This window comes from Streptomyces sp. NPDC029041, assembly GCF_040637515.1.
In the GTDB taxonomy this organism is placed as follows: Bacteria; Actinomycetota; Actinomycetes; order Streptomycetales; family Streptomycetaceae; genus Streptomyces.
Genome location: NZ_JBEZWO010000001.1, coordinates 569,530 through 590,567, shown reverse-complemented (window position 1 = coordinate 590,567; position 21,038 = coordinate 569,530). Strand labels below are relative to the sequence as shown.

Genomic DNA, 21,038 nt, shown 5'->3' with positions numbered 1-21,038 from the left:
CGGCCCGAACACATGGGTCCGGCACCGGCACGGCTGAATTATGTTCCCGTGCAGCACGCCTCCCTGAAGAACGCCGAGATCATCCCCATGTCCCTGCGTACCGTGCACTTCGTACTGCCGGGCGGCATCGACGACCCGACGGCCCCCAGCGGCGGCAACGCCTACGACCGGCGGGTGTGCCTGGACCTGCCCGGCTTCGGCTGGCAGGTGACCAAGCACGCCGTGGCCGGTGACTGGCCCCAGCCGGGGGCCGACGCCCGTACGGAACTGGCACGCGCCCTGGCCGCGTTGCCCGACGGAGCCGTCGTGCTCCTCGACGGGCTGGTGGCCTGCGGCGTGCCGGAGATCGTGGTCCCCGAAACGGAACGCCTGCGCATGGCGGTCCTCGTCCACCTCCCGCTCGGCGACGAGACGGGCCTGGACGCCGCGGTCGCCGCCGAACTGGACGCCAGGGAGCGGACGGTGCTGCGGGCGGTGCCGGCCGTGATCGCCACCAGCGACTGGGCGGTCCGCCGCCTGGTCTCCCACCACGGCCTTCCGCCCGAGCGGGTGCACGTCGCCGCCCCGGGCGCGGACATCGCGCCGCTCGCGCCCGGAACCGACGGGGTCTCGCGCCTGCTGTGCGTGGCCGCCGTGACTCCGCGCAAGGGCCAGCACCGGCTGGTGGAGGCGCTGGCCGAGGTCGGCGACCTGCCGTGGAGCTGCGTGTGTGTCGGCTCCCTGACCCAGGACCCGGAGTACGTCGACCATCTGCGGTCCCTCATCGGCAGGCACGGACTCCAGGGCCGGCTGGAGCTGGCCGGGCCGAAGTCCGGCCCCGCGCTCGACGCGAGTTACGCCACGGCCGACCTGATGGTCCTCACCTCCTACGCCGAGACGTACGGCATGGCGGTGACCGAGGCGCTGGCCCGGGGCATCCCGGTGCTGGCCACGGACGTCGGCGGGCTGCCGGAGGCGGTCGGCCGCGCTCCCGACGGCGGGGTGCCGGGCATCCTCGTCCCGCCGGAGAACCCCGCCGCCATCGCCGCCGAACTGCGCGGCTGGTTCGGCGAGGCGGACGTGCGACGCCGCCTGAAGGCCGCCGCCCGCAGCCGCCGTGCCGCCCTCGACGGCTGGGCGACGACCGCACAGAGCCTGGCGGCGGTACTGCGCCGGCTCCCGACCGAACCCCGGAGGGCCGCATGACGAACCCGGCGACGACGACCCAGCAGAGCGGGGCGATCCCGGCACAGCCCGGGCCGAGGGAGATCACGGGCGTGACGGGCGGCGTGCTCCCGGGCGGCAAGCCCGGCCCGGGGCAGGCGGCCGCGACGGGCGTCACGGGCGCGGTTCCCGCCGGGAGCACGGGAACCCCGGGGCTGGGCTCCGGCGTGGAGTTCGTCCCGGGGTACGCCCCGGACGCCGTCATCCCCGGCGCCGGCCCCAGTGGCAGGCCCGGCTCGCGGCCGACCGTCAAACTGCGTGAGGCCGACCCGGACGACCCGCCCCGGTACGCGCCCGAGTGGCTGGAGCTGCGCGAGCCGGCCGATGCCGCCGCACGGGCGCACGACCTGCTCGACCCGCTGCGGATCCGGCTCGCCAACCTGCCGGGCAAGTCCGGCGTCGTCATCCACGACCTGGGCTGCGGCACCGGCTCGATGGGGCGCTGGCTCGCACCCCGGCTGGACGGCGCCCAGCACTGGATCCTGCACGACCGTGACCCCTACCTGCTGCACTTCGCCGCCGTCTCCTCCCCGCGCTCGGCCGCCGACGGCAGCCGGGTCACCGTGGAGACGCGGCGCGGTGACGTAGCCCGCCTCACCCCGGACGCCCTGCAGGGCGCGTCCCTGGTGACGGCGTCGGCCCTGCTGGACGTCCTCACGCGTGAGGAGATCGACACGCTCGCCGCGGCGTGTGCCGGAGCCGGCTGCCCCGCCCTGCTGACGCTGTCCGTCGCCGGGCGCGTGGAACTGACCCCGTCCCACCCGCTGGACGCGGAGATCGCCCGGGCGTTCAACGACCACCAGCGTCGCGACGGCCTGCTCGGACCCGACGCGGTCACCGTGGCGGCCGAGGCGTTCTCCGAGCACGGCGCGACCGTACGGCTGCACCCGAGCGCCTGGCGGCTCGGCCCCGAGCAGGCCCGGCTCACCGAGCAGTGGCTGCGCGGCTGGGTCGGCGCCGCCGTCGAGGAGCGCCCCGAACTGCGGGCCGAGGCCGACGTCTACCTCACCAACAGGCTGGCGGCCTGCGCGGCGGGCGAGCTGCGCGTCACCGTCCACCACGTCGACCTCCTCGCCCTGTCCCGCCCGGTGGGCGGAGCGTCATGAGCCCGCAGGCGACGGGAACGCGCCCGCCCGCCACGCTCACCGAGGCCCTCCGGTTGCCCGCGACCACCGGCGGCCTCCGGTTGCCCGCGCCTTCCGGCCCGGTGGTGGACACGGACCGGGGTGATGCGGCCATGCCGTGCCCGGTGGTGGGCGACAGCAGCGAGCCCGCCGCCTCGGCCCCGCCCGGCCCCACCCGGACGGCCGACGTCCCGACGAACCGTCACTACCGGGACCGCGAACGCCCGGACGACACCGGCCCGAACGGCATCAGCCCGGAGGACGCCGGTGGCCTGAACGGCACTGCTCCGGACGACACCGCCCCGAACGGCATTGCCCTGGACGGCATTGCCCTGGACGGTACGGCCCCGGAGGGCACCCGTGCCCCGGACGGCAGCGGCCTGGAGAGCGCCCGTGACCTGGACGGCTCCGGTACGCCGGCGCCAGGCCCGGTCCGCAGGGCCCTGGCCCGTCTCGGCTCCCCGAAGGTCCGTACGCACCTCGGCACCCTCGCCGGAGTCGCCATCCTGGGCGTGCTGTTCTGGCGCCTCGGTACCGGCGTCTTCCTGGACGGACTGCGGCGGATCGACGGGGTGTCGCTGCTGCTCGCGCTCGGCATCGGGCTCGTCACCACCGTGTGCAGCGCGTGGCGGTGGGCGATCGTGGCCCGGGGGCTCAGGATCCGGCTGCCGTTCGGGCCGGCCGTCGCCGACTACTACCGGGCGCTGTTCCTGAACGCGGCCCTGCCCGGCGGTGTCCTCGGCGACGTGCACCGGGCCGTGCGGCACGGGCAGAGCGAGGGGGATCTGCGGCGGGGCGTGAAGGCCGTCGTCCTCGAACGGACCGCCGGGCAGCTCGCGTTGTTCGCCGCCGGGGCCGTCGTCCTGCTGTCCATGCCGTCCCCGGTGCTGGACCAGGCCCGGAACATCGCCCCGCTCGCGGCCCTGACCTCCCTGGGGGCGCTCGCCGTCGTGCTCGCCCTGCGCATGAACCGCGCGGCACCCTCGCCCCGCGGCCGTAGGCTGCGCGCGTTCCTCGCCGAGGCCCGCGAGGGGCTGTGGTCGCGACGGAACGGGCCTGGAGTGGTTGTCTCCTCCGTGGTCGTGCTGGCAGGTTACGTCGCGATGTTCGTACTCGCCGCCCGGGTCGCCGGGACCACCGCCTCGGTGGCCGTCCTGCTGCCCCTCGCCGTCCTCGCCCTGCTGGCGATGGGCCTGCCGCTGAACGTCGGCGGCTGGGGGCCCAGGGAGGGCGTCACGGCCTGGGCGTTCGGCGCCGCCGGCCTGGGCGCGGGCCGGGGGCTCGCCGTCGCGGTCGTCTACGGCGTGCTCAGCCTCGTGGCGAGCCTGCCCGGCCTGATCGTGCTCGTCGCCCGCTGGTACGCGGGCCTGCGGGCCGGGGCCGGGGCGCCCCCCGGGGCCCCGGCGCCCCGGGCGCCCCGGGCGGACTACGCGTCGGAGGTCAGCATCGAGAAATACGCACCGAAGGAATCCGCCAGGCTCGCCAGCAGTTCCTTCCCCTTTTCCGCCGAACCCAGCGAAGGACGGCCGATGACACCGGAATCGGTATAGCCGGACATGCCGAGGGTGAGCAGATGACGCCGGTCGTCAGCGACGAAATCGGAAGTCTCATAACCGGGTCGGAGCATTTCGGGATGAGCGTGCAGAAGGATGGAGGTCTCGATTTCCCCCGCGTGCATGTCGGTGAGCAGCGAGGTGACCACACCCGCCCGCTCACGCGCCGCCTCCCAGTCCTCCGCGGCCGGGAAGAGCGCCATCCGCTCGCCGCGGGCGGAAGATTCCTGAACCACGTTGCCCAGTACGTAGTTGCCGCCGTGCCCGTTGACCACCACCAGGGCGTCGACACCGGACCGGCGCAGCGAAGCCGCAATGTCCCGTACCACCGCATGAAGGGTCACCGAGGAGATGCTGACGGTCCCCGGCCAGGCCGCGTGCTCGTGCGAGCACGAGATCGTCACCGGAGGAAGGAGGTGCACCGGATACGCGCCGGCTATCTCCCGCGCGACGGCACAGGCGACGAGCGTGTCGGTCGCCAACGGAAGAAACGCGCCGTGCTGTTCGAAGCTCCCCACGGGAAGCACCGCGACCTGCCGTGAGACGCCGGCAGCTCGCGTCCGTACGTCTTCCGTGGTGTCCGCCGGCACCAGATCACTCATATCGTCACGGCCTTTCGTCTCTGCTTAGGAACTCGAGAATCATGACAGACAACATTGGCGTACTCGGCAAGAAGGCACCGCAGCGGACCGGCGTGGAACGCGTCGTGAATGCCCCCTTGCCCACCGTGTACGGGAAATTCCAGGCGATCGGCTACATGGACCACGACCGCGGTGACGAACAGGTCGCGCTGGTCTACGGCGAGATCGGCGCGGACGACGTCCTCATCCGGCTGCACTCGGAGTGCCTGACCGGCGACGCCTTCGGCTCCCAGCACTGCGAGTGCGGCGACCAGCTCGACGCGGCGCTGCGCGCGGTCGTCACCGAGGGCGCCGGTGTCGTGGTCTACCTCAGAGGGCATGAAGGCCGCGGCATCGGCCTGCTCGGCAAGCTGCGCGCGATGGCCCTGCAGGCGGAGGGCCTGGACACGGTCGAGGCCAACCTCGCCCTCGGCCTGCCCGTGGACGCCCGCGACTACGGCGTCGCCGCACGGATCCTGCAGGACCTGGGTGTGCGGTCCGTGCGCCTGATGTCGAACAACCCGCGCAAGCGCGAGGCGCTGGTGGACCACGGCATCACCGTCGCCGAGCAGGTGCCGCTGCTCATACCGCCGTGCGAGAACAACATCACCTATCTGCGCACCAAGCGGGAGCGCCTGGACCACCACCTGCCCCATCTGGACGCGGTGGTCAGCTCTTCCTGACGGCCTCGAACCGGTTCCGGTCCCCCGACGTGACCTGGGCGAATCCGTACGCGACCCGGAGGCGGGCCGCGTACGCTTCGTGGCGTCCGCCCCAGAAGCGTCGGCCGTCGGCGGCCGACGCCTCACGCCGGAGGCCCACCTGGTATGACCGAGCTCCATCTGTGGCTGCGCCACGAGGCCCGAACGACCGAGCGACGCACTCCGATCGTGCCCGACGACGCCCGGCGGCTCGTCGGGCACGGAGTGGAACTGACCGTCGAGGAGTCCCCGCAGCGGGTCTTCCCGATCGAGGAGTACGAGGCGGCCGGCTGCCGGGTCGCGCCCGCGGGCTCCTGGACGACGGCGCCGCGGGACGCCGTCGTGCTCGGCCTGAAGGAACTGCCCGGCGATCCGGCTGAACTGACGCACCGGCACATCTTCTTCGGCCACGCCTACAAGGGGCAGCCGGGCGCGGCGGACCTGCTGGGCCGGTTCGCCGCCGGGGGCGGGGCGCTGTTCGACCTGGAGTACCTGGTGGACGACACCGGGCGGCGCCTCGCGGCCTTCGGATTCTGGGCCGGCTATCTGGGCGCCGCCCTCGCCGTGCTCCGCCACCGCGGCCGGCTGCGCGCACCGCTGACCCCGACCACCAAGGAAGACCTGGACGAGACACTGAAGCCGGACGCCGCCGACGCCGCGTTCACCGGCCTCGTCATCGGCGCCCTGGGCCGCAGTGGCCGCGGCGCCCGGGCGGCCTTCGCCACCGCCGGCGCCGATCCGACCTGCTGGGACCTCGCCGAGACCCGGGACCTCGACCGTGCCGCCCTGCTGCGTCACGACGTGATGGTCAACGCGGTGCTCGCCACCACCCCCGTCCCGCCCTTCCTGCGCGCACAGGACCTCGATGTCCCCGACCGCCGCCTGCGCACCCTGTGCGACGTCACCTGCGACGTCGGTTCCCCGCTCAACGTCCTGCCGGTGTACGACGACACCACCTCCTGGGACGAGCCGGTACGCCGGCTGCGCGACGATCCCCCGCTCGATCTGATCGCCATCGACAACCTGCCCTCCCTGCTGCCGCTGGAGTCCAGCACCGACTTCTCGGCCGCCCTGCTGCCCCAGCTGCTCGACTTCGGCGTCTCGGGGGCCTGGGGGCGCTGCCTGGACCGGTTCCATGACGCGTCCCGCGCGCACGGCCTCGACAAGGGGGAGCCCCTTGACCACTGAACCGGCACCGGCGAGCGGCCGCCGCGGAGACGGCCGCCCGGTCCGAGCAGTGGCTGCGTGAACTCGCGCAGGAGGGAGTGCAGTTCACTCTCCGCCCGGACCAGTGGCGGACCTTCGGTCCGTCAGGGCCTCGTGGACCAGCCGCTTGAGGTCTTTGAAGACCGTGTGGGACGTCCTGGGCCGCACCTGCGTCATGAACTGCACCGTCAGGTCGCGGCCCGGATCGACCCAGAACGTCGTCGTGGCCACCCCGCTCCAGCCGAAGGCGCCGAGCCCGGACGGGACGAGGGTGCGGGACGGGTCGATCACCACGGAGCAGTTGAGGCCGAAGCCGAGTCCCTCGTTGCCGGGCTCGTCGTGGGCGGGGCGGCTGCCGAAGGCCCGCAGGTCGGCGCCGCCGGGCAGGTGGTTGCGGGTCATCAGCTCCACGGTCCCCGGTTCGAGCAGCCGCACGCCGTCCAGTTCGCCCCGGCGGCGCAGCAGTTCCATGAAGCGGTGGTAGTCATGGGCCGAGCACACCATGCCGCCGCTGCCCGACAGGAACCGCGGCCGGCCGCGCAGCGGCAGCCCCGGGATCGGCTCGATGCCGCCGCCCTCCTTCTCCCCGTACATCTCCGAGAGCCGGGGCGCCTGTGCGTCCGTGACGTGGAAGCCCGCGTCCGTCATGCCGAGCGGTCCGAACACACGCTCGGCGCAGAACACGTCGAGCGGCTGCCCGGACACGACCTCGATGATCCGGCCCAGGACGTTGCTGGCCACCGAGTAGTTCCACTCGGTGCCCGGCTCGAACTGCAGCGGCAGACTCGCGTACACCTCGATGGTCTCGGCCAGGTCCGCACCCGGCGCCACCGACGACTCCAGGCCGGCCTCGCGGTACAGGGCGTCGACGGGGTGGGTGTGGTAGAAGCCGAAGGTCAGACCCGAGGTGTGGGTCATCAGATGCCGGACGAGTATCGGTCCGTCGGCCGGGCGGGTCTCGACGTCCGCCCCTGTGCCGCCGACGTAGACCCGCGGCTCGGCGAAGGCGGGCAGATGGTCGGCGACCGGGTCGTCCAGCGACAGCCGGCCCTCCTCGACCAGCAGCAGCGCGGCGACCGCGGTGACCGGCTTCGTCATGGAGTAGACCCGCCACAGCGTGTCCGGCTCGACCGGCAGCCCGGCCGCGATGTCGCGCAGGCCGTGGGTCGTCAGGTGCGCGACGCGTCCGGCGCGGGCGACGGACACGAGGAAGCCCGGCAGGCGCCCCTCGTCGACGAGCCGGGCGAAGTTCCGGTCCAGGCGGCCCAGCACCTGCGGATCCAGCCCCGCCTCACCCGGATCGACCTCTTGTCGCAGCTGTGCCATGGCTCGTCTCCCGTCGCGCTGGTCGAGGTGAGATCCGGCCTACCCCGCCGGGGCCGCCTCAGACCCCCATCGTGCTGCAGGAACGGTTCGATGTGCGCGGCAGCAGCGGGGCCGTGAGGCCAGGGAACCAGGACCGATGGCCGATGGCCGAGCGGGCGGCGGCTCCCTAGGCTCGGGACGCCGCCCCGGACACCAGGAGTACCGGGCCGGGACGACCAGGAGAAGAGGTCATGATGCCCGTGAACGGTCGCAGCCACATCCGTATCGCCCGTCCCTCCCGGGACCTCGCGGCGGCCGAGCGGTTCTGGGGCTCAGGGCTCGGGCTCGGTGTGCTGTGGCGGGCCGAGGGCGGTGACGGGCCCGGGGAGCACGATCTGCTGATGCTCGGCTGGCCCGACGCCGACTGGCACCTGGAACTCGTCCACGAGCCCGCCCGCCCGGTCGAGCCCCGCCCCACGGAGGAGGACCTGCTGGTCGTCTACGTGGACGGTCCCGTTCCGGACGACCTGGTCGCCCGCCTGGAGGCACACGGCGGCAAGAGGGTCGAGTCTCCCAACCCCTACTGGAACGAGTGGGGAGTCACGATCCAGGACCCGGACGGCTACCGCCTGGTCCTGTGCCGCCGAGCCTGGTCCAACAGCTGAAAGGGCGCCCCGAGGGACGCGGGGAACTGCGCGACCAGCGCCCCTGCACCCGCACAGGAGAGCCGCCGGTGGCAAAGGCTCGCGCGCCGGGCGTTCAGTGGACCGTACGCTCCGCCGTCAGATACGCGATCACCATGTCGCCCAGCATCGCCCGGTAGTGCGCGCGCTGCGCCCCGTCGAGCAGGTCGCGGCCGAACAGTGCGCCGAAGGTGTGCCGGTTGGCGACCCGGAAGAAGCAGAAGGAGGAGATCATCGCGTGCAGGTCGACGGCGTCGACGTCGGCCCTGAACAGGCCCGACTCCTGCCCCGACGCCAGGATCCGGCGGATCACGTCCAGGGCGGGGGAGCCGATCTTCCCGAGCATCTCGGAGCCGGCGATGTGCTGCGCCTCGTGGATGTTCTCGATGGTGACCAGGCGGATGAAGTCGGGGTGCTGCTCGTGGTGGTCGAAGGTCAGCTCCGCCAGACGCCGGATGGCCGCCACCGGGTCCGGATGGCCGACGTCCAGTTGCTGCTCGGCCTCCCGGATCACGCCGTACGCGCGCTCCAGCACGGCCGTGAACAGCTGCTCCTTGCCACCGAAGTAGTAGTAGATCATCCGCTTCGTGGTGCGGGTGCGGGCGGCGATCTCGTCGACCCGGGCCCCGTCGTAGCCGGCCCGGGCGAACTCCCGGGTGGCGACGTCGAGGATCTCGGCCCGGGTGCGGGCGGCGTCACGGATGCGCTCGCCGGGTGGTGCCGGTTCTTCGACGCTGGTCATCGCGTTCCCTCGGGCTCGGGGCCGGTGCCGGTGATTTTAGAAGCAGGGGCCCGTCCGTCCGCCGGGACGTCCCGGGTCCGTGCTGGGCTGGGTAGGGCCAACGTACTGCTTCGTACATCGGTGGGCGCTCGCCGCGCAGGCGAAGGCGCCGGGCGCGGTCGGCACCGTCGTCCTCGAGGACGGCCGCGCGACGGGCCACAACACGGACGTCACCGGCTTCGCCGCGTCGTTCGCTCGCGGGCTGCCCGACGCGCCACCGGAGCGGGTCGTGCAGCCGGGCGCCGGCTTCAGCCGCCCCCTCCGGAAGACACCGTCAGCCGGCCTCACTGACGGCTGACGCTCCGGGTGATGCCGGTGACGACGGTGGTGGCGAGGATCCAGCCCATGAGCACGAGGGCGTACGAGAGCCACTGGTAGCCGTCGGTGGGGGCGAAGGCGGTCTCCTGCCCGAAGGAGATCACCGGAAGCAGCAGGTCGAGGGTGTAGAAGACCGGGTTGAACTGCGGTGCCTCGTCCGGCTTCAGCGGCGCGGGATGGTGCAGCGCGTAGACGAGGGAGCCGGCCATCAGCAGCGACACCAGCCAGCCCGCGGCCCGCAGGGGGCGGAAGCCGTACCCGACGGTGGCGTCCTGCACATGACCCCACAGCCGGCCGTACCAGGGCAGGGTGGCGCGCCTGCGGCGCTGCTTGGCGAGCTGGACGAGGCGGGCGGCGGGGTCGTCGCCGATCCTGCGGTAGGCGGCGGTCAACTGCTCGTAGGCGTGCGGGACATAGCCCTCGCCGTCCCGCTCCAGCATCGCCAGCCGCCGCTCGGCCGGCTCGTGCGGGGTGAGGGAGGTGTAGACGAGGCTGTTGAGCAGGACCTCGTCGGGTACCACCTCCGGCTCCAGGAACAGCACCTCCATCTGGGCCCGGCGCAGGTTGAGGGTGCCCTCCATCCGGGGCCCCCTGCGCAGCCACAGTTCGCCGATGGTGCAGCTGCTGGCCCGCAGTGCCGCGTCCCCCGGATTCGCCAGCCGGGCGTGCGACAGGTCGAGACGGCCCGCTATGTGGGCGCCGCGCAGACCGATCCAGCCCAGCACGTCCGCTTCGCGCAGCCTGGTGTCACCCTCCACCGTGAGGGTCTCCGCGTCGAGGGCGACCGCACCGGCACCGGCTTGCAGGCGCGCCCCGTTGAGGTCGATCGTGCCGGCCACGGATGCGCCCGACAGCCGTACCTCGCCGAGCGTGCGCAGCCCCGGCGCCGACAGACCGTCGCCGATGGTCACATGGTTGAGCTGGAGCGCCGGCTGACCGGCCGGCGGCTCGTCGATGGCGGCCCCGTCCAGGAACAGCGCGCCGGAGACCTGCGCCCCGCCGAGCCGCACGGGCCCGCCGAACCGGCAGTCCGACAGGCGTAGCACACCCTCCACGCGCAGTGTCTCGGCGCCCAGGGCGGGCAGGGCGGAGCCGCGCAGGTTCAGCTGCCGCAGGCGCGCCGCGTACAGCACGGGTGTGTCCTCGAAGAAGCAGTCACTGAGGCGCACGGCGTGGTCGACGTCGGCGTACTGCAGGAGCAGTTCCCCGGTGATCCGCGCGCCGGCCAGCCGGAGGGCGGCGGTCTCCCCGTCCTCCTGCGGCGCGCTCAGCAGGAGTGCCCGCACCACGGCCGCCCGTACGGTCCGTTCGGGGCCCCAGTCCGCGCCCCGTGCCGGGTCCTCGTCCGCCGACTCCCGGAAGTCCACGTCCTGCCCCCGCGGGAAGGCGCGCCACACCCGCTCCTCGGCGGGCGTCATGTCGTCGATCTCCATCAGCCGGGACTCTGACGTGCCCGGCCGGAGGTGTCAACTCACCTCCGGCCGGGGCCGGTTACGCCCGGGTGTTCCACTCCGCGATCACGGGCCGGCCGTGCTCGGTCGACAGCCGGCTGACCGTCCCGGTCTCCAGCCGGAACAGCCGGCCCTCCGCCGGGGACAGGCCCAGCCGGCGGGCCGTCAGCACGCGGAGGAAGTGGCCGTGCGCCACCAGCATCACGTCCCCGTCGGGCAGCGACTTCTCCGCCCGGGCCAGCACCCGGTCGGCCCGTTCGCCGACCTGCTCGGGGGACTCGCCCGGCTCGCCGTCGGGGCCGGGCGGACCCCCGTCGGTCCACAGGTCCCAGTCGGGGCGGGTGCGGTGTATCTCCTCGGTGGTGACACCCTCGTAGGCGCCGTAGTGCCACTCGTGCAGGTCCGCGTCCCGCACGGTCCCGGTCAGGCCCGCGAGCTCGGCGGTGCGCACCGCGCGGCCCAGCGGACTGGTGAGGACCAGCGCGAAGGAGCGGTCCGCGAGGAGCGGGGCGAGCGAGGCGGCCTGCTCCTCACCGTGCGGGGTGAGGGGCAGGTCGGTGAAGCTGGTGTGCTGTCCGCTCCGGCTCCACTCCGTCTCGCCGTGACGGACCAGCAGCAGATCACCCACGTCCTACGCCTTCTTCGCGGACTCGACGGCGTGGCCGCCGAACTGGTTGCGCAGCGCCGCGATCATCTTCATCTGCGGCGAGTCGTCCTGCCGGGAGGCGAACCGGGAGTAGAGGGAGGCGGTGATCGCGGGCAGCGGCACGGAGTTGTCGATCGCGGCCTCCACCGTCCATCGCCCCTCACCGGAGTCCTGGGCGTAGCCCCGCAGTTCCTCCAGGTGCTCGTCCTCGTCCAGGGCCTCCACCGCCAGATCGAGCAGCCAGGAGCGGATGACGGTGCCCTGCTGCCAGGAGCGGAACACCTCACGGACGTTGTCCACCGAGTCCACGGCCTCCAGCAGCTCCCAGCCCTCGGCGTAGGCCTGCATCATCGCGTACTCGATGCCGTTGTGGACCATCTTCGCGAAGTGCCCGGCCCCGACCCTGCCCGCGTGGACGTAGCCGTACGGGCCCTCCGGCTTGAGCGCCTCGAAGATCGGCAGCAGCCGGTCGACGGTCTCCTTCTCGCCGCCGACCATCAGGGCGTAGCCGTTCTTCAGGCCCCACACGCCGCCGGAGACGCCCGCGTCGACGAAGCCGATGCCGCGCTTGCTCAGCTCCTCCGCGTGCTTCTCGTCGTCCGTCCAGCGGGAGTTGCCGCCGTCGACCACCGTGTCGTAGGGCTTCAGCAGGCCCGCGAGCTGGTCGATCACGTGCTGGGTGGGCTCGCCGGCCGGGACCATGACCCAGACCGTGCGGGGCGCCTCCAGCTGGTTGACGAGGTCGGCCAGACTGCTCGCGTCCGACTTCTCGGGGTTGGTGTCGTAACCGATGACGGTGTGGCCGGCGTTGCGCAGGCGCTCGCGCATGTTGCCGCCCATCTTGCCGAGACCCACAAGACCGATCTGCATGTCAGTTCACTTCCCGAAGTTTGCGGTAGGCGGCCACCAGGGCGGCCGTGGACGGGTCGAGACCGGGGACATCCGCGCCCGCGGTCAGGGCGGGCTCGACGCGCTTGGCGAGCACCTTGCCGAGCTCGACGCCCCACTGGTCGAAGGAGTCGATGTTCCACACGGCGCCCTGCACGAACACCTTGTGCTCGTAGAGGGCGATCAGCTGGCCGAGGACCGACGGGGTCAGTTCGGTGGCCAGGATCGTCGTGGTGGGGTGGTTGCCCCGGAAGGTGCGGTGCGGCACCTGTTCCTCGGGCACGCCCTCCGCGCGCACCTCCTCGGCGGTCTTGCCGAAGGCGAGGGCCTGCCCCTGCGCGAACAGGTTGGCCATCAGCAGGTCGTGCTGCGCCTTCAGTTCGTCGCTCAGTTCGGCGACGGGCCGGGCGAAGCCGATCAGGTCGGCCGGGATGAGCTTGGTGCCCTGGTGGATCAACTGGTAGTAGGCGTGCTGCCCGTTGGTGCCCGGCGTGCCCCACACCACCGGACCGGTCTGCCACTCCACCGCGTTGCCGTCACGGTCCACCGACTTGCCGTTGGACTCCATGTCGAGCTGCTGGAGGTAGGCGGTGAACTTCGACAGGTAGTGGCTGTAGGGCAGGACGGCGTGCGACTGGGCGTCGTGGAAGTTGCCGTACCAGATGCCCAGCAGGCCCAGCAGGAGGGGGGCGTTGGCCTCGGCGGGGGCGTTGCGGAAGTGCTCGTCGACGATGCGGAAGCCGTCGAGCATCTCCAGGAAGCGGTCCGGGCCGATCGCGATCATCAGGGACAGGCCGATCGCGGAGTCGTACGAGTAGCGGCCGCCGACCCAGTCCCAGAACTCGAACATGTTGTCGACGTCGATACCGAAGTCCGCGACCTTCTCCGCGTTGGTCGACAGCGCCACGAAGTGCTTCGCCACCGCCTTCTCGTCGCCTCCCAGGCCGTTCAGCAGCCAGGAGCGCGCGGAGGTGGCGTTCGTGATCGTCTCGATCGTGGTGAAGGTCTTGGAGGCGACGATGAACAGCGTCTCCGCCGGGTCCAGGTCGCGCACCGCCTCGTGCAGGTCCGAGCCGTCCACGTTCGACACGAAGCGGAACGTCAGCTCCCGCGCGGTGAACGGCCGCAGCGCCTCGTAGGCCATGGCCGGACCGAGGTCCGAGCCGCCGATGCCGATGTTGACGACGTTGCGGATCCGCTTGCCGGTGTGGCCGGTCCACTCCCCGGAGCGCACCCGGTCGGCGAAGCCGGCCATCTTGTCGAGCACGGCGTGCACGGCCGGGACGACGTTCTCGCCGTCGACCTCGATCACCGCGTCCCGCGGGGCGCGCAGCGCGGTGTGCAGCACGGCCCGGTTCTCGGTGGTGTTGATCTTCTCGCCGCGGAACATGGCGTCCCGCAGCCCGAACACGTCGGTGGCCGCGGCCAGCTCCTGCAGCAGGGCCAGTGTCTCGTCGGTGACCAGGTGCTTGGAGTAGTCGATCCGCAGGTCGCCCACGTGCACGACGTAGCGCTCGGCGCGCCCCGGGTCCGCCGCGAACAGCGCACGCAGGTCCGGCCGCGGCAGGGTGTCGGTGCGGTGGTCCTCCAGGGCGGTCCACTCGGGGCGCCGGCTGAGCCTGGGGGAGTCGGAGGGGGAGTCAGACATGAGCAGGGGTCTCCTCGGTCGCCTCGCCGTTCAGGGCGATGGCGTACATCTCGTCCGCGTCGAGGCGCCGCAGCTCCTCGGCGATCAGTTCGGAGGTCGCACGGACCTTGAGCGCGAGGGTGCGCGGCGGCTGGCCCGGCAGGGTCAGCGTGGCCAGCGGCCCCTCGGGGCGGTCGATGACGATCTCGCCGTGCTCGGTGCCCAGGCGCACGGCGGTCACGACCGGCCCGGCGGTGACCACGCGGTCCACCCGGACGTGCAGCCGCGCCTCCAGCCAGCGGGCCAGCAGCTCGGCGGCCGGGTTCTCCGCCTCGGCCTCCACCGCCGCCGAGACGATCCGCGCCCGGGCCTGGTCCAGCGCCGCGGCGAGCATCGAACGCCAGGGCGTCAGCCGGGTCCAGGCGAGGTCGGTGTCACCGGGCGCGTAGGAGCGGACCCGGGCCTCCAGGGTCTGCAGGGGGTTCTCGACGGCGTACAGGTCGGTGATCCGCCGCTGGGCCAGGGCGCCGAGCGGATCCTTCGAGGGCACTTCGGGGGCGTCCACCGGCCACCACACCACGACCGGCGCGTCCGGCAGCAGCAGCGGCAGCACCACCGAGTCGGCGTGCTCGGACACCTCGCCGTAGGTCCTGAGGATCACCGTCTCGCCGGTGCCCGCGTCGGCGCCCACCCGGACCTCGGCGTCCAGCCGGGAGGACTGGCGGTCGCGCGGGGTGCGGGCGTGCCGCTTGATGACGACCAGGGTGCGCGAGGGGTGCTCGTGCGAGGCCTCCTCGGCCGCCTTGATCGCGTCGTAGGCGTTCTCCTCGTCCGTGACGATCACCATCGTCAGGACCATGCCCACGGCGGGCGTGCCGATGGCGCGGCGGCCCTGCACCAGCGCCTTGTTGATCTTGCTTGCCGTGGTGTCGGTCAGGTCGATCTTCATGGCCTGCGCCAGCTCCGTCCGTCTCGTGCGAGCATCTCGTCGGCTTCCTCGGGTCCCCAGCTGCCCGAGGCGTACTGCGCGGGCCTGCCGTGCGTGGCCCAGTACTGCTCGATCGGGTCGAGGATCTTCCAGGACTCTTCCACTTCCTGGTGACGGGGGAACAGGTTGGCGTCGCCCAGGAGCACGTCAAGGATCAGCCGTTCGTACGCCTCGGGGCTCGATTCGGTGAAGGACTCGCCGTAGGCGAAGTCCATCGTGACGTCCCGGATCTCCATCGACGTCCCGGGCACCTTCGAGCCGAAGCGGACCGTCATGCCCTCGTCCGGCTGGACGCGGATGACGATCGCGTTGGAGCCGAGCTCCTCGGTGGCGGTGGAGTCGAAGGGGGAGTGCGGGGCCCGCTGGAAGACGACCGCGATCTCCGTCACCCGGCGGCCGAGGCGCTTGCCGGTGCGCAGGTAGAACGGGACGCCGGCCCAGCGGCGGTTGTCCACCTGGAGCCTGATCGCGGCGTAGGTGTCGGTCGTGGAGGAGGGGTCGATGCCGTCCTCCTCCAGATAGCCGCGCACCTTCGCGCCGCCCTGCCAGGCCGCCGCGTACTGCCCGCGCACGGTGTTCGCCCCGAGGTCCTGCGGAAGCCGCACGGCCTTGAGGACCTTCAGCTTCTCGGTGAGCAGCGAGGGGGCGTCGAAGGCGGCCGGTTCCTCCATCGCGGTGAGCGCCATCAGCTGGAGCAGGTGGTTCTGGATGACGTCCCGGGCGGCGCCGATGCCGTCGTAGTACCCGGCACGGCCGCCGATGCCGATGTCCTCCGCCATGGTGATCTGCACGTGGTCGACGTACGACCGGTTCCAGATCGGCTCGAACATCTGGTTGGCGAAGCGCAGCGCCAGGAGGTTCTGGACGGTCTCCTTGCCGAGGTAGTGGTCGATGCGGAAGACCTGCTCCGGATCGAACACGTCGTGCACGATGCGGTTGAGCTCCTCGGCCGATGACAGGTCGTGCCCGAACGGCTTCTCGATGACGGCGCGGCGCCAGGAACCCTCGGGGGCGCTCGCCAGCTTGTGCTTCTTCAGCTGCTGGACGACCTTCGGGAAGAACTTCGGCGGCACCGAGAGGTAGAAGGCGTAGTTGCCGCTGGTGCCACGGGAGGCGTCCAGCTCCTCCACCGCGGAGCGCAGCTGCTTGAACGCCGTGTCGTCGTCGAAGTCACCGGGGATGAACCGCATGCCCTCGGCGAGCTGCTGCCAGACCTCCTCGCGGAACGGGGTCCGGGCGTGCTCGCGGACCGCGTCGTGCACCACCTGCGCGAAGTCCTGGTCCTCCCAGTCCCGGCGGGCGAAGCCCACCAGGGAGAAGCCCGGCGGGAGCAGACCGCGGTTGGCCAGGTCGTACACCGCCGGCATCAGCTTCTTGCGGGACAGGTCGCCGGTGACGCCGAAGATGACGAGGCCGGACGGGCCCGCGATCTTGGGCAGACGGCGGTCGCGTGCGTCGCGCAGGGGGTTCTCGAAGTGGGTGTCGGCGTGCGCCGTACGGGGGGCGTGACCGCTCACCCCGCTCTGTTCGACCCCCGCCGCCTCCTGCGCGGCCAGGGCCTCCTTCTCCTCCTTGGTCCCCTTGGTCTCCTGTTCGGCCGTCTGGGGGATGCCCTCGATGCCCTCGCTCATTCCGCGTCAACTCCCTCGCTGTTCAAGGACTTGGTGACCGCGTCCAGCAGCTCCTGCCAGGCCACCTCGAACTTGGCCACGCCCTCGTCCTCCAGTTGCCGCACCACCTCGTCGTATGCAATGCCGAGCCGTTCGACGGCCGCCAGGTCCGCGCGCGCCTGGGCGTAACCGCCGGAGACGGTGTCGCCCTGGACCTCGCCGTGGTCGGCGACGGCGTTCAGCGTGGCCTCCGGCATGGTGTTGACCGTGCCCGGGGCGACCAGCTCGTCCACGTACAGGGTGTCCTTGTAGGCAGGGTCCTTCACACCGGTGGAGGCCCAAAGGGGGCGCTGCCGGTTCGCGCGGGCCCCGCCCAGCGCCTGCCAGCGCGCCCCGGCGAAGACCTGCTCGTACGCCTCGTACGCGAGCCGCGCGTTGGCCAGGGCGGCCCGGCCCTTCAAGGCGAGGGCCTCCTGGGTGCCCAGCAGCGTCAGCCGCTTGTCGATCTCGGCGTCCACACGGGAGACGAAGAACGAGGCGACCGAGTGGATCGCGGACAGGTCCCAGGCCTGCCGCCTGCGCCTTCTCCAGCCCCGCGAGATAGGCGTCCATCACCTCGCGGTACCGCTCCAGCGAGAAGATCAGGGTCACGTTGACACTGATACCCGCCCCGACGACTTCCATGATCGCGGGCAGGCCCGCCCGCGTCGCCGGGATCTTGATCATCACGTTGGGGCGGTCCACCAGCCAGGCCAGCTGCCGGGCCTCGGCGACGGTCGCCCGCGTGTCGTGGGCGAGGCGCGGGTCGACCTCGATGGAGACCCGGCCGTCCCGGCCCCCGGTCGCGTCGTACACCGGGCGCAGGACGTCGGCGGCGGCCCGGACATCGGCGGTCGTCATCATCCGCACGGCCTCGTCGACCGTCACCCCGCGCACCGCCAGGTCGGCGAGCTGCTCCTCGTAGCCGGCACCGGAGCCGATGGCGGCCTGGAAGATGGACGGGTTGGTGGTGACGCCGACGACGTTCCTCGTGGCGACGAGCTCGGCCAGGCTGCCGGACTCGATCCGCCGGCGCGACAGGTCGTCGAGCCAGATCGACACGCCCTCGTCGGATAGGCGCTTGAGTGCTCCCGCGTGCGCGGTCGCTTCGGACACAGTGATCATCTTCTTTCGGGCGGTCGGTTCAGCCACGGGCGGCGGCGAGGGACTCCCGCGCGGCGGCGACGACGTTCTCGGGGGTGAAGCCGTACTCGGCGAACAGGGTCTCGGCGTCGGCGGAGGCACCGAAGTGCTCCAGGGAGACGATGCGTCCGGCGTCCCCCGTGAACCGGTGCCAGGTCAGGCCGATTCCGGCCTCGACGGCGACCCGGGCCGTCACGGACGGCGGCAGGACGCTGTCCCGGTAGGAACGCGGCTGCTCCTCGAACCACTCCACGGACGGCATCGACACCACGCGGGTGGGCACGCCGGCGGCCTGGAGGAGTTCGCGCGCACCGGCGGCGACGTGCACCTCGGAGCCCGTGGCGATGAGGATCACCTGGGGTGTGCCGCCCTCCGCCTCGAACCGCACGTAACCTCCGCGTGCCGCGTCCGGGTCCGGCTCGTAGGTGGGCACGCCCTGGCGGGTGAGCGCGAGGCCGTGCGGGGCCGGAGCGGTGCCGTGCCGCTTGAGGATCTCGGCCCAGACGACCGCGGTCTCGTTGGCGTCCGCCGGGCGCACGACGTTCAGGCCAGGGATGGCGCGTAGCGCGGCCAGGTGCTCCACCGGCTGGTGGGTCGGGCCGTCCTCGCCCAGGCCGATGGAGTCGTGCGTCCACACGTACGTCACCGGCAGCTGCATCAGGGCCGACATCCGCACGGCGTTGCGCATGTAGTCGGAGAAGACCAGGAAGGTGCCGCCGTAGACGCGGGTGTTGCCGTGCAGGGCGATGCCGTTCATCTCCGCGGCCATGGAGAACTCGCGGATGCCGAAGTGCACGGTGCGGCCGTAGGGGTCGGCCTCCGGCAGCGGGTTGCCCGCGGGGAGGAAGGAGCTGGTCTTGTCGATGGTGGTGTTGTTGGAACCGGCCAGGTCCGCCGAGCCGCCCCACAGCTCGGGGACGACCGGGCCGAGCGCCTGAAGGACCTTGCCGGAGGCGGCACGGGTGGCGACGGCCTTGCCCGGCTCGAACACCGGCAGCGCGTCCTCCCAGCCTGCGGGCAGCTCGCCCTTGCTGACGCGGTCGAAGGTGGCGGCCCGCTGCGGGTTCTCGACCCGCCAGGCGGCGATCCGCTTGTCCCAGGCGGTGTGCGCCTCGGCGCCCCGGTCCAGGGCCAGGCGGGTGTGGGCCAGCACCTCGTCGGCCACCTCGAACGACCGCTCCGGGTCGAAGCCGAGGAGGCGCTTGGTGGCCGCGACCTCGTCCTCGCCGAGCGCCGAGCCGTGGGAGGCCTCGGTGTCGCGCGCGTTCGGCGCGGGCCAGGCGATGATCGTGCGCATCGCGATGATCGACGGACGCTCCGTCTCGGACCGGGCCGCCCTCAGCGCCGCGTACAGCGCGTGCACATCGACGTCGCCGTCCTCCCGCGGCTGGATCCGCTGCACGTGCCAGCCGTAGGCCTCGTAGCGCTTCAGCACGTCCTCGGAGAACGCGGTGGCGGTGTCGCCCTCGATGGAGATGTGGTTGTCGTCGTAGAGGAAGACCAGGTTGCCGAGCTTCTGGTGGCCGGCGAGCGAGGAGGCCTCGGCGGAGACGCCCTCCTGGAGGTCGCCGTCGGAGACGATCGCCCAGATCGTGTGGTCGAAGGGGGACTCGCCCTCGGGGGCCTCCGGGTCGAACAGGCCACGCTCGTAACGGGCGGCCATCGCCATGCCGACGGCGTTCGCGACGCCCTGGCCCAGCGGGCCGGTGGTGGTCTCCACACCGGCGGTGTGCCCGTACTCGGGGTGACCGGGCGTCTTGGAGCCGTGCGTGCGGAACGCCTTCAGGTCGTCCAGCTCCAGCTCGTAGCCCGCGAGGTAGAGCTGTGTGTAGAGGGTCAGCGAGGTGTGGCCGGGGGAGAGGGCGAAGCGGTCACGGCCGGTCCACTCGGGATCGACGGGGTCGTGCCGCATCACCTTCTGAAAGATCGTGTAGGCGGCAGGCGCCAGACTCATCGCCGTGCCGGGGTGGCCGTTGCCGACCCGCTGCACGGCATCCGCCGCCAGCAGACGGGCGGTGTCGACCGCACGCCGGTCGAGTTCGGTCCATTCGAAGCTGTCCGCTGTCTGCGTGCTCATCTTCAAGAAGTCCTCGATCGGTGCGGAGGTGCTGGCCTGACGCGTTCAAAATTAAAAGTCTGACTTTTATGCCGGAAGGTCGCCGTGTGCCAGCCTGTGGTGAAAGTGGGACACCCACCGGCAGCAGGGCGCACACACGGGGCGGGACGAGACGGACATGGCGGACAGAACCATCCAAGGCGGCGACGGAATCGATACGTTCCCCTTCCCGGTCGAGCTCAGCGTCGGCGGCGTCGGCATGCAGGTCGCCCCGATGGGCGACACCTGGCCGTCCGGCGTGCCGCTGGAGCGCGTGCACCGCATCGACTTCCACATCGTCCTGCTCTTCGGCGCGGGCCCGGTCCGGCACATGGTCGACTTCACCGAGCACGAGGCCGCGGCCGGGGACCTGCTGTGGATCCGCCCGGGGCAGGTCCACCGCTTCTCGCCCACCAGCGAGTACCGCGGAACCGTGCTGACCATGCAGCCCGGCTTCCTGCCCCGCTCGACCGTCGAGGCCACCGGCCTCTACCGCTACGACCTGCCACCGCTGCTGCACCCCGACCCGCCCCAACTCGCCGCCCTGGAAGCCGCGCTGACGCAGTTGCGGCGCGAGTACGAGGACACGGCCACGCTCCCGCTGAGCCTGCACACCGCCGTCCTGCGCCACACGCTGACGGCGTTCCTGCTGCGGCTCGCCCACCTCGCGGCGAGTTCGCCCGAGGCGCGGCGGCAGCGGTCCGACTCGACGTTCACCCTCTTCCGGGACGCCGTGGAACGGGACTTCGCCACCAACCACAGCGTCAGCGCCTACGCCGACGCGCTCGGCTACTCCCGCCGCACCCTGGTCCGTGCCGTGCGCGCCGCGACCGGGGAGACGCCCAAGGCCTTCATCGACAAGCGCGTGGTTTTGGAGGCCAAACGGCTCCTCGCCCACACCGATCTGCCGATCGGCCGGGTCGGCGTGGCGGTCGGCTTCCCCGATGCCGCGAACTTCTCCAAGTTCTTCCACCAGCACACGGACCAGACCCCGGCGGCGTTTCGCGCGGAGCTGCGCTGAGGACGGCGAAACGGGGCTCCGCGCACGCGCGAAGCC

The 21,038-nt window shown here is 72.1% G+C and carries 16 protein-coding genes and 3 pseudogenes; 8 read left to right on the top strand and 11 right to left on the bottom strand.

The genetic code is table 11. The features are described 5' to 3' along the window. Nucleotides 1-12: 12 nt before the first annotated feature. The 3 genes and pseudogenes from AB0F04_RS02545 to AB0F04_RS02535 form a co-directional block, all read left to right on the top strand. Nucleotides 13-1,185 (top strand): glycosyltransferase family 4 protein, encoded by a 1,173-nt coding sequence (locus AB0F04_RS02545; protein ID WP_362037324.1) that lies wholly within the window; start codon nucleotides 13-15, stop codon nucleotides 1,183-1,185. Continuing rightward, nucleotides 1,182-2,309 carry a class I SAM-dependent methyltransferase gene (locus AB0F04_RS02540; protein WP_362036899.1) on the top strand — a complete coding sequence of 376 codons (1,128 nt, stop codon included), beginning with the start codon at nucleotides 1,182-1,184 and terminating at the stop codon, nucleotides 2,307-2,309. The genes AB0F04_RS02545 and AB0F04_RS02540 overlap by 4 nt, the downstream gene beginning before the upstream one ends. Continuing rightward, nucleotides 2,306-3,601, top strand: a pseudogene (locus AB0F04_RS02535) (lysylphosphatidylglycerol synthase transmembrane domain-containing protein); the annotation flags it as partial. The gene AB0F04_RS02540 and the pseudogene AB0F04_RS02535, both read left to right, overlap by 4 nt. Nucleotides 3,602-3,753: 152 nt before the next feature. On the opposite strand, the gene AB0F04_RS02530 reads toward AB0F04_RS02535, so the two are convergent. Continuing rightward, complete coding sequence (locus AB0F04_RS02530; RefSeq protein ID WP_362036897.1) at nucleotides 3,754-4,482, bottom strand: creatininase family protein; 729 nt, start codon at nucleotides 4,480-4,482, stop codon at nucleotides 3,754-3,756. 41 nt (nucleotides 4,483-4,523) lie between these two features. On the opposite strand from AB0F04_RS02530, the gene ribA reads away from it, so the two are divergent. Together ribA and AB0F04_RS02520 are read left to right on the top strand one after the other, a co-directional pair. Further along, the gene (gene ribA, locus AB0F04_RS02525) at nucleotides 4,524-5,183 is read left to right on the top strand and encodes a GTP cyclohydrolase II (protein ID WP_362036896.1); all 660 of its coding nucleotides are present in this window, start codon (nucleotides 4,524-4,526) and stop codon (nucleotides 5,181-5,183) included. A 144-nt stretch (nucleotides 5,184-5,327) separates the two neighbouring features. After that, nucleotides 5,328-6,389: a saccharopine dehydrogenase gene (locus tag AB0F04_RS02520; protein WP_362036894.1), complete on the top strand. Its 1,062-nt coding sequence runs from the start codon at nucleotides 5,328-5,330 to the stop codon at nucleotides 6,387-6,389. An 84-nt stretch (nucleotides 6,390-6,473) separates the two neighbouring features. Here the strand turns inward: AB0F04_RS02520 and AB0F04_RS02515 are convergent, their stop codons facing one another. After that, nucleotides 6,474-7,733 carry a serine hydrolase domain-containing protein gene (locus AB0F04_RS02515; RefSeq protein WP_362036892.1) on the bottom strand — a complete coding sequence of 420 codons (1,260 nt, stop codon included), beginning with the start codon at nucleotides 7,731-7,733 and terminating at the stop codon, nucleotides 6,474-6,476. A gap of 233 nt (nucleotides 7,734-7,966) precedes the next feature. Between AB0F04_RS02515 and AB0F04_RS02510 the strand changes: the two genes are divergently transcribed. Further along, a complete protein-coding gene (locus AB0F04_RS02510) occupies nucleotides 7,967-8,377 on the top strand; it encodes a VOC family protein (protein WP_362037322.1) in 411 nt (136 codons plus the stop codon). A 94-nt stretch (nucleotides 8,378-8,471) separates the two neighbouring features. On the opposite strand, the gene AB0F04_RS02505 is transcribed toward AB0F04_RS02510, so the two are convergent. Then, nucleotides 8,472-9,137 (bottom strand): TetR/AcrR family transcriptional regulator, encoded by a 666-nt coding sequence (locus AB0F04_RS02505; protein WP_362036890.1) that lies wholly within the window; start codon nucleotides 9,135-9,137, stop codon nucleotides 8,472-8,474. Nucleotides 9,138-9,261: 124 nt separating this feature from the next. Between AB0F04_RS02505 and AB0F04_RS02500 the strand changes: the two are divergent. Continuing rightward, nucleotides 9,262-9,423 (top strand): annotated as a pseudogene (locus AB0F04_RS02500) (shikimate dehydrogenase); the annotation flags it as partial. Between the two features lie 37 nt (nucleotides 9,424-9,460). Here AB0F04_RS02500 and AB0F04_RS02495 read toward each other — a convergent pair. The 8 genes and pseudogenes from AB0F04_RS02495 to tkt all read right to left on the bottom strand — a co-directional run bounded on the left by AB0F04_RS02495 (nucleotide 9,461) and on the right by tkt (nucleotide 19,963). Continuing rightward, nucleotides 9,461-10,927 (bottom strand): membrane-associated oxidoreductase, encoded by a 1,467-nt coding sequence (locus AB0F04_RS02495; protein ID WP_362036889.1) that lies wholly within the window; start codon nucleotides 10,925-10,927, stop codon nucleotides 9,461-9,463. A gap of 58 nt (nucleotides 10,928-10,985) precedes the next feature. Further along, complete coding sequence (locus tag AB0F04_RS02490; protein WP_362036887.1) at nucleotides 10,986-11,573, bottom strand: histidine phosphatase family protein; 588 nt, start codon at nucleotides 11,571-11,573, stop codon at nucleotides 10,986-10,988. A 3-nt stretch (nucleotides 11,574-11,576) separates the two neighbouring features. Continuing rightward, a complete protein-coding gene (gene gnd, locus AB0F04_RS02485) occupies nucleotides 11,577-12,461 on the bottom strand; it encodes a phosphogluconate dehydrogenase (NAD(+)-dependent, decarboxylating) (RefSeq protein ID WP_362036884.1) in 885 nt (294 codons plus the stop codon). Nucleotide 12,462: 1 nt separating this feature from the next. After that, nucleotides 12,463-14,127, bottom strand: a complete 1,665-nt coding sequence (gene pgi, locus AB0F04_RS02480; RefSeq protein WP_362036881.1) for a glucose-6-phosphate isomerase — start codon at nucleotides 14,125-14,127, stop codon at nucleotides 12,463-12,465. Next, nucleotides 14,120-15,055 (bottom strand): glucose-6-phosphate dehydrogenase assembly protein OpcA, encoded by a 936-nt coding sequence (opcA, locus tag AB0F04_RS02475; RefSeq protein ID WP_362036879.1) that lies wholly within the window; start codon nucleotides 15,053-15,055, stop codon nucleotides 14,120-14,122. Before opcA ends, pgi begins: the two co-directional genes overlap by 8 nt. Then, nucleotides 15,052-16,725 carry a glucose-6-phosphate dehydrogenase gene (gene zwf, locus AB0F04_RS02470; protein WP_362036877.1) on the bottom strand — a complete coding sequence of 558 codons (1,674 nt, stop codon included), beginning with the start codon at nucleotides 16,723-16,725 and terminating at the stop codon, nucleotides 15,052-15,054. The genes opcA and zwf overlap by 4 nt, the downstream gene beginning before the upstream one ends. After that, nucleotides 16,722-17,868, bottom strand: a pseudogene (gene tal, locus AB0F04_RS02465) (transaldolase). The gene zwf and the pseudogene tal overlap by 4 nt, the downstream one beginning before the upstream one ends. Nucleotides 17,869-17,887: 19 nt before the next feature. Beyond that, nucleotides 17,888-19,963, bottom strand: a complete 2,076-nt coding sequence (gene tkt / locus AB0F04_RS02460; RefSeq protein WP_362036875.1) for a transketolase — start codon at nucleotides 19,961-19,963, stop codon at nucleotides 17,888-17,890. 157 nt (nucleotides 19,964-20,120) lie between these two features. On the opposite strand from tkt, the gene AB0F04_RS02455 reads away from it, so the two are divergent. After that, nucleotides 20,121-21,002 (top strand): AraC family transcriptional regulator, encoded by an 882-nt coding sequence (locus tag AB0F04_RS02455; protein WP_362036873.1) that lies wholly within the window; start codon nucleotides 20,121-20,123, stop codon nucleotides 21,000-21,002. Nucleotides 21,003-21,038: the final 36 nt, after the last annotated feature.

Bases quoted from the DNA above. Each gene is read 5' to 3' on its own strand.
- AB0F04_RS02545 (WP_362037324.1), top strand. From the start codon at position 13: ATGGGTCCGGCACCGGCACGGCTGAATTATGTTCCCGTGCAGCACGCC.
- AB0F04_RS02540 (WP_362036899.1), top strand. From the start codon at position 1,182: ATGACGAACCCGGCGACGACGACCCAGCAGAGCGGGGCGATCCCGGCA.
- AB0F04_RS02530 (WP_362036897.1), bottom strand. From the start codon at position 4,482: ATGAGTGATCTGGTGCCGGCGGACACCACGGAAGACGTACGGACGCGA.
- ribA (WP_362036896.1), top strand. From the start codon at position 4,524: ATGACAGACAACATTGGCGTACTCGGCAAGAAGGCACCGCAGCGGACC.
- AB0F04_RS02520 (WP_362036894.1), top strand. From the start codon at position 5,328: ATGACCGAGCTCCATCTGTGGCTGCGCCACGAGGCCCGAACGACCGAG.
- AB0F04_RS02515 (WP_362036892.1), bottom strand. From the start codon at position 7,733: ATGGCACAGCTGCGACAAGAGGTCGATCCGGGTGAGGCGGGGCTGGAT.
- AB0F04_RS02510 (WP_362037322.1), top strand. From the start codon at position 7,967: ATGCCCGTGAACGGTCGCAGCCACATCCGTATCGCCCGTCCCTCCCGG.
- AB0F04_RS02505 (WP_362036890.1), bottom strand. From the start codon at position 9,137: ATGACCAGCGTCGAAGAACCGGCACCACCCGGCGAGCGCATCCGTGAC.
- AB0F04_RS02495 (WP_362036889.1), bottom strand. From the start codon at position 10,927: ATGGAGATCGACGACATGACGCCCGCCGAGGAGCGGGTGTGGCGCGCC.
- gnd (WP_362036884.1), bottom strand. From the start codon at position 12,461: ATGCAGATCGGTCTTGTGGGTCTCGGCAAGATGGGCGGCAACATGCGC.
- pgi (WP_362036881.1), bottom strand. From the start codon at position 14,127: ATGTCTGACTCCCCCTCCGACTCCCCCAGGCTCAGCCGGCGCCCCGAG.
- opcA (WP_362036879.1), bottom strand. From the start codon at position 15,055: ATGAAGATCGACCTGACCGACACCACGGCAAGCAAGATCAACAAGGCG.
- zwf (WP_362036877.1), bottom strand. From the start codon at position 16,725: ATGAGCGAGGGCATCGAGGGCATCCCCCAGACGGCCGAACAGGAGACC.
- tkt (WP_362036875.1), bottom strand. From the start codon at position 19,963: ATGAGCACGCAGACAGCGGACAGCTTCGAATGGACCGAACTCGACCGG.
- AB0F04_RS02455 (WP_362036873.1), top strand. From the start codon at position 20,121: ATGGCGGACAGAACCATCCAAGGCGGCGACGGAATCGATACGTTCCCC.